Here is a 4,626-nt window from a genome sequence, read left to right on the forward strand (position 1 = left end):
TCCCCCGCGTCGCCCTGGTGCAGGAGGCGGCGGTGCTCGGCCTTGGCGCCGATTGCCCGGCCAAGGCGTACGGGCGCTGGAACTGGCGGGACGACCCCATCGACGCCGAGACTTACGTCGGCGCCATCGAGCGGCACCTGACGCTATGGGCCGCGGGGGAGGACCTCGACGAGCAGTCGGGCGTCTCCCACCTCGCGCACATCCGGGCCTGCTGCGCGATCCTGCTCGACGCCATCGACGCCGGCGCCTTCCTCGACGGGCGCCGGGTCAGCCCCGAGACCGTCCGCCTCCTCAAGGGCTACGACGCGTCCAGCATGCCGGTCGTGAAACCTGTGGAACTCGCCGCCGGCTGAGATCGCAACTGGGCGATGCCCCTCCTACTTTGGCGCCATGAACCTGCCCGACGCCAAGTGGCTCGACTTCCTCAAGGCCGGCATCCCGACCTTCCTTGGCCTCGCCGCCTTCGCCGCGGCGACGCTCTACCTCAACCGAATCGGGCAACTCCCGATGGAGATGCCCGCGGTCGCGGCGCTGATCATCGCGGTCGTCGGCTTGCTGTCCGGCTCCCTGGCCGCCGGCCTGCTCCTTGGCGCCGGGTACCGGGCGGTCGTCTGGTTCGTGAAGCCGCTCTACCGGAACCACCTGCTCAAGAAGCGCGACGCCAAGCAGAAGCGCGAGTTCATCAGCTACATCCCGAACCTGAGCGACCGGGAGAGATTGATCTTCGAGCACTTGCTTCACCATAACCAGCGGACTTTCGAGAACACGCCGGACTGCGGCCACGCCTCGCTGCTGTACTCCCTGGGCTACGTCAGGATGCTCGCCAGCAATCGCGAGGTGGACTACTTCGCCGTTCCCTTCGGCATCACCGACCCGGTCTGGGAGGCGCTGCAGGAACGGAAGGCCGAGTTCCCGTACCGGCATGCGAACAAGCCGCGGGGAAGGACGTCGGACATCTCGCCCTGGCGCGTGCCCAGGGTCTGAACCCCAACAGCAGACGCCATTTAACCAACGGGATCGCCCACACCCTGTTGGTGAAATCGTTGGGGCGGTGCGTCAGGGCGCCACGGTCCGCGTCACGAAAAACGTCACCGACGGGTCCGAAACCCCGTTGACCCTTGCGGGCTGCGCACGCGGGAGCATCGCGTGATGCTCACCCCGACACGCGGCGTGCGCACGGCGGCCCACGTCGTCACCGCCAGCCCGAGGGCGCACAGCGCCAGCGTCGTCGCGAACGTCCGATCCATGGCAGGTCTTCCGCCGGGCATGATCGCGCATCCCCGGCCTAGCGCCAGGGCACGAGGGCCTCAGTCGCCCGACGAGACGTCGCCAGTACCCGTCGAGGGGCACGGCCCGGCCATCGCCACCGTCACGTCGAGGCCGTCCTGGCGGGTCACGCTCCACACACGCATCTGCCCGCCGCCCAGGGGTGACCAGGAGCCCCCGAGCTCGCCCGACCGGTCGCGCCACGCCTCCCCGGGGGCCTGAAGCTGGATTGTCTCGCGGCCGCGCTGGTCCACGCTCCCGCACGTCACGGTCGTCGTCCAGCCGTCTCGGCCGACGGGCGAGGCGTAGACCCGGGCGAATCCCACGCGGCCGCCGACGACGGGCCCGCGCACGGACAGGAAGAAGCGGTCGCCGGTCTGCGGGAAAGGCTTCTCCTTCGGCGGGATGGTGGCGGCGTAGCCCGCGGCGATGGCGGGGATGACGACCGTGCGGACGAGGACGTGGTCGAAGAGGGTGGCGATCACGACAGGGTCTCCATGGAAGGGGGGCTCAGTCGCCCGTCGAAAGCTGGCCCACGCCCGAGGCGCAGCGGCTGTCGGTGAACTGCGCCGGAAGGTCGAGCTCGGCGCCCCGCAGGGTGATGATGAAGTTCTCCCGGCGGCCGTCGACGAGGTAAGTGCCGCCGAGGCCGGGGCCGCGGCCGCGCTCGCTCGTGCCCTGGCCGACGTGGCGCGTCAGGATGCGGCCGGTGCGGGCGTCGTGCGTGCCGCACGTCACCGTCACGGTCCACGACGCGCCCGCCGGCGTGGCCTCGACCGTGGCGTAGCGCGTGACGCCGCGGCCCCCGGGCGCCTGCACGCCGTAGCGCCAGATGTCGCCGCGCGAAGGGAACGGTGCCTCGGCGGCCTGGGCGGGGATGGCCGCGGCGAGGGCGAGGAGAGCGATGAGGAATCGGGTTGCGATCACGACAGCGCCTCCGAAGCATCGTCGCCGACGGGCGGCGCCGGGAGGGGCTCGACGCCCATGGCGAGGGACCAAGCGCGCGCCGCGACGCGATGGGCCTCGTCGAGCGGCAGAAGCCCGGCCTCGACGAGACGGGCGGCCCGCAGGACGCGCGCCCGGGCGCCACGCCCGATGAGAGAGCAGATCTCGCCGGCCTCCCATGCGGCGTGGATGCGGTCGGCGACCGCGATAAGGGTGAGGTCTGTCACGAATGAAGCTCCATGGAAGGGGTGGGGGCGAGTGCCCAGGCCGAGCCGTCCGGCTCGAACGAGACGGCGCTGGCAGCGACGACGATCTCGTCCGTGTCGCGGCGGCGGAAGCCCGGCTGCGCGGGCCTGTAGCCGATCCGGATGGCGTCGCCGGGCCGGGCGCCCTCGGCCAGGGTGCCCTTGATCCAGGCGTGGACGTCCCTCTGACCGGTGCTGACGCACCTCTGGCGGGCGCTCTCGCCGGCGTGCAGGGCGCACCCGGACAGGGCGACGGACGACGCGTGGCCGATGACGATGCCGCTACGGCGGATCGACCACAACTTCAGGTGGCGGTTGAAATACACGTGCACGGGTGACGGCTGCTCGGTCATGGCGGGCGTTCCGGGAGGAGAGGGACGGGAGCCCCGGCCAGGGACGGCCGGGGGAGGCGCGCTATTCGCGCGGGGACGGCGTCAGCCGGCATTGCGGGCCTCCCTGGCCTTCCTGATGGCGGCCCAATCCTCGGGCGTGTAGTCGATGTCCAAGGGCACGATCACCGGCGGGTTGGGGTCGTAGGGGTGGAGGATGGGGTCGCCCGGCTCCCACTCTTCGCCCGACGGAACCTCGGCGACGGCCACTGCCGCCTCTGCCGCCGGTGCCGCCGGCTGGATGTCGAGGCGCTTGAGCCTAAGCTCGACGCGGAGCAGTTCGAGCGCCGCGATGGCCGGGTGGAGCGTGCCTGCGGTGACCTCGCGGGGGATCTCCCCGAGGCGGTTGAAGGCCTTGTTGGCGGCCCTGCGCGGGTGACGGCCGGCGCGCATGGCGAGGTCGATCCGCGAAATGGCGCAGAAGGCCGCGCGCCAGATGAGCTGCTCGTCGGTGAGGGGCGGCGTGGTCTCAGAGGAAGGACGTGTTGCGGACATCGCGGTTCTCCTTGTGGTGGCGGTAGGGAGTGGACAGGGCGGCGCCGAGCATGACGCCGGCGTCGTGGATCAGGTCGTCCTCGCGGGCCCGGCCGGCGCGGACGTCGTCCCGCATGCGCTGGATCTCGATGCCGACGGCGCCGAGGACGAGAAGGGAAGCCGTGCGGTCGCGAGCGGCCGCGCGGAGGCGTTCCTGGACGGCGTCCAGGCCGAAGGTCGTCGTCATGATGGCCTCCGGAGGGCTAGTGGCGGGGCATCGCCGCGGGGCCGCTCTCGCGGCTCCGGAGACAGACTTCCACCAAGCGGCGCAGGCGGCGGATCGAGCCACCCCGCCAAGCGTCGGCCAGCGCCGAGAGCTCGTCGCCGTCGAGCTCGCCGAAGCGCTCGTCCTGCCCGGTATCCCGGCAGACCGCCCGGGCGAGCCGGGGCGCCAAGACGCCGAGGTGCTCCGGACCGGGCTCGGGTACCCGCACGATCCGCATCCGGTCGAGCAGGCTCGAAGGCAGGCCGTCCAGGCTGTTCGCCGTGGCGATGAAGGGGACGTGCTCCAGCGACACCGGATGGAGGAGGAAGACACTGTGCCAGGCGCGGGCGGTCTCCGGCTCCCACATGCCGTGGAGGCAGTCGTGGAGCGTCCCACCGTTCGAACGCCTGGTCCCAGAAGCCTTGCAAAGCTCCTCGACCATGACCATCGGGCTGGCATGCCGGTGCCGCGCCATCGCCTGCTCCACGAAGGAGAGGTGCTTGGTCGTCCAGCGGGCGTTCGTGCCCGAGAAGCTGTTCTCGGCCGAACTGTCTGCCTGGTAGCGCGCGAACGGCACGCCCAGGCTCTCGGCGACGTCCCGGCCGAGCGTCGACTTCCCGGCGCCCGCGGGACCGACGAAGCAGACGACGTCGCGGCCGACGTGGGTCCGGCCAGCCTGGCCCTCGCGGATCGCCCGGAAGGCGTCGCCGGCCCACGGGGAAGTCGCGAGGCGCGCCGCCTCCCAGGCGTTCCAGTCCGCCGGGACCGGCGTCAGCGCTAGCGGCTTGTCGAGGGCCGCGCCGAGCGCCGTCTTGACGTCCCGCTTGCCCTCGGCGGTCGCGTGGGCGTCGAGGACGCTCGCCGGGAAGATGACGACGCCGGGACCGACGGGCTCCGCCGCCTTGGCGACCGGCTCGGTCTTGGGACGCGGCCGCGGCGGGGGACCCTGGCGCCAGCGCACGATGCCGGCACGGTCCTCCTCCAGGTCGAGCCGCTCCTCCTCGTCGAGGGGCGCGACCGCCGTCTTCGCGGCCGGCACGAT

Annotated in this window: 9 protein-coding genes; 2 read left to right on the plus strand and 7 right to left on the minus strand. The window is 72.0% G+C overall.

The genetic code is table 11. The annotated features are described in order from the left end of the window. On the plus strand, nucleotides 1-353 hold a 353-nt coding region (locus ABZT49_RS03135; RefSeq protein ID WP_355282905.1), incomplete at its 5' end, for a dATP/dGTP diphosphohydrolase domain-containing protein. A gap of 37 nt (nucleotides 354-390) precedes the next feature. Continuing rightward, on the plus strand, nucleotides 391-984 hold the full coding sequence (locus tag ABZT49_RS03140) for a hypothetical protein (protein WP_355282908.1): 594 nt from the start codon (nucleotides 391-393) through the stop codon (nucleotides 982-984). Nucleotides 985-1,307: 323 nt separating this feature from the next. On the opposite strand, the gene ABZT49_RS03145 is transcribed toward ABZT49_RS03140, so the two are convergent. The 7 genes from ABZT49_RS03145 to ABZT49_RS03175 all read right to left on the minus strand — a co-directional run. After that, nucleotides 1,308-1,751 (minus strand): hypothetical protein, encoded by a 444-nt coding sequence (locus ABZT49_RS03145; RefSeq protein ID WP_355282911.1) that lies wholly within the window; start codon nucleotides 1,749-1,751, stop codon nucleotides 1,308-1,310. 25 nt (nucleotides 1,752-1,776) lie between these two features. Next, nucleotides 1,777-2,193, minus strand: coding sequence for a hypothetical protein (locus ABZT49_RS03150; RefSeq protein WP_355282914.1), 417 nt, complete (start codon nucleotides 2,191-2,193; stop codon nucleotides 1,777-1,779). Further along, entirely contained in the window at nucleotides 2,190-2,438 is a 249-nt protein-coding gene (locus ABZT49_RS03155) for a hypothetical protein (RefSeq protein WP_355282917.1), read from the minus strand. The genes ABZT49_RS03150 and ABZT49_RS03155 overlap by 4 nt, the downstream gene beginning before the upstream one ends. Continuing rightward, complete coding sequence (locus ABZT49_RS03160) at nucleotides 2,435-2,809, minus strand: hypothetical protein (RefSeq protein ID WP_355282920.1); 375 nt, start codon at nucleotides 2,807-2,809, stop codon at nucleotides 2,435-2,437. Before ABZT49_RS03160 ends, ABZT49_RS03155 begins: the two co-directional genes overlap by 4 nt. Nucleotides 2,810-2,890: 81 nt before the next feature. Next, entirely contained in the window at nucleotides 2,891-3,340 is a 450-nt protein-coding gene (locus ABZT49_RS03165) for a hypothetical protein (protein WP_355282923.1), read from the minus strand. Next, complete coding sequence (locus ABZT49_RS03170; protein ID WP_355282926.1) at nucleotides 3,315-3,566, minus strand: hypothetical protein; 252 nt, start codon at nucleotides 3,564-3,566, stop codon at nucleotides 3,315-3,317. The genes ABZT49_RS03165 and ABZT49_RS03170 overlap by 26 nt, the downstream gene beginning before the upstream one ends. 16 nt (nucleotides 3,567-3,582) lie before the next feature. Beyond that, nucleotides 3,583-4,626: AAA family ATPase (locus ABZT49_RS03175; protein ID WP_355282928.1), on the minus strand; the 1,044-nt coding region annotated here is incomplete at its 5' end.

Source organism: Methylobacterium sp. EM32, from assembly GCF_040593685.1.
Classification (GTDB): domain Bacteria; phylum Pseudomonadota; class Alphaproteobacteria; order Rhizobiales; family Beijerinckiaceae; genus Methylobacterium.

Bases quoted from the DNA above. Each gene is read 5' to 3' on its own strand.
- ABZT49_RS03140 (WP_355282908.1), top strand. From the start codon at position 391: ATGAACCTGCCCGACGCCAAGTGGCTCGACTTCCTCAAGGCCGGCATC.
- ABZT49_RS03160 (WP_355282920.1), bottom strand. From the start codon at position 2,809: ATGACCGAGCAGCCGTCACCCGTGCACGTGTATTTCAACCGCCACCTG.
- ABZT49_RS03165 (WP_355282923.1), bottom strand. From the start codon at position 3,340: ATGTCCGCAACACGTCCTTCCTCTGAGACCACGCCGCCCCTCACCGAC.
- ABZT49_RS03170 (WP_355282926.1), bottom strand. From the start codon at position 3,566: ATGACGACGACCTTCGGCCTGGACGCCGTCCAGGAACGCCTCCGCGCG.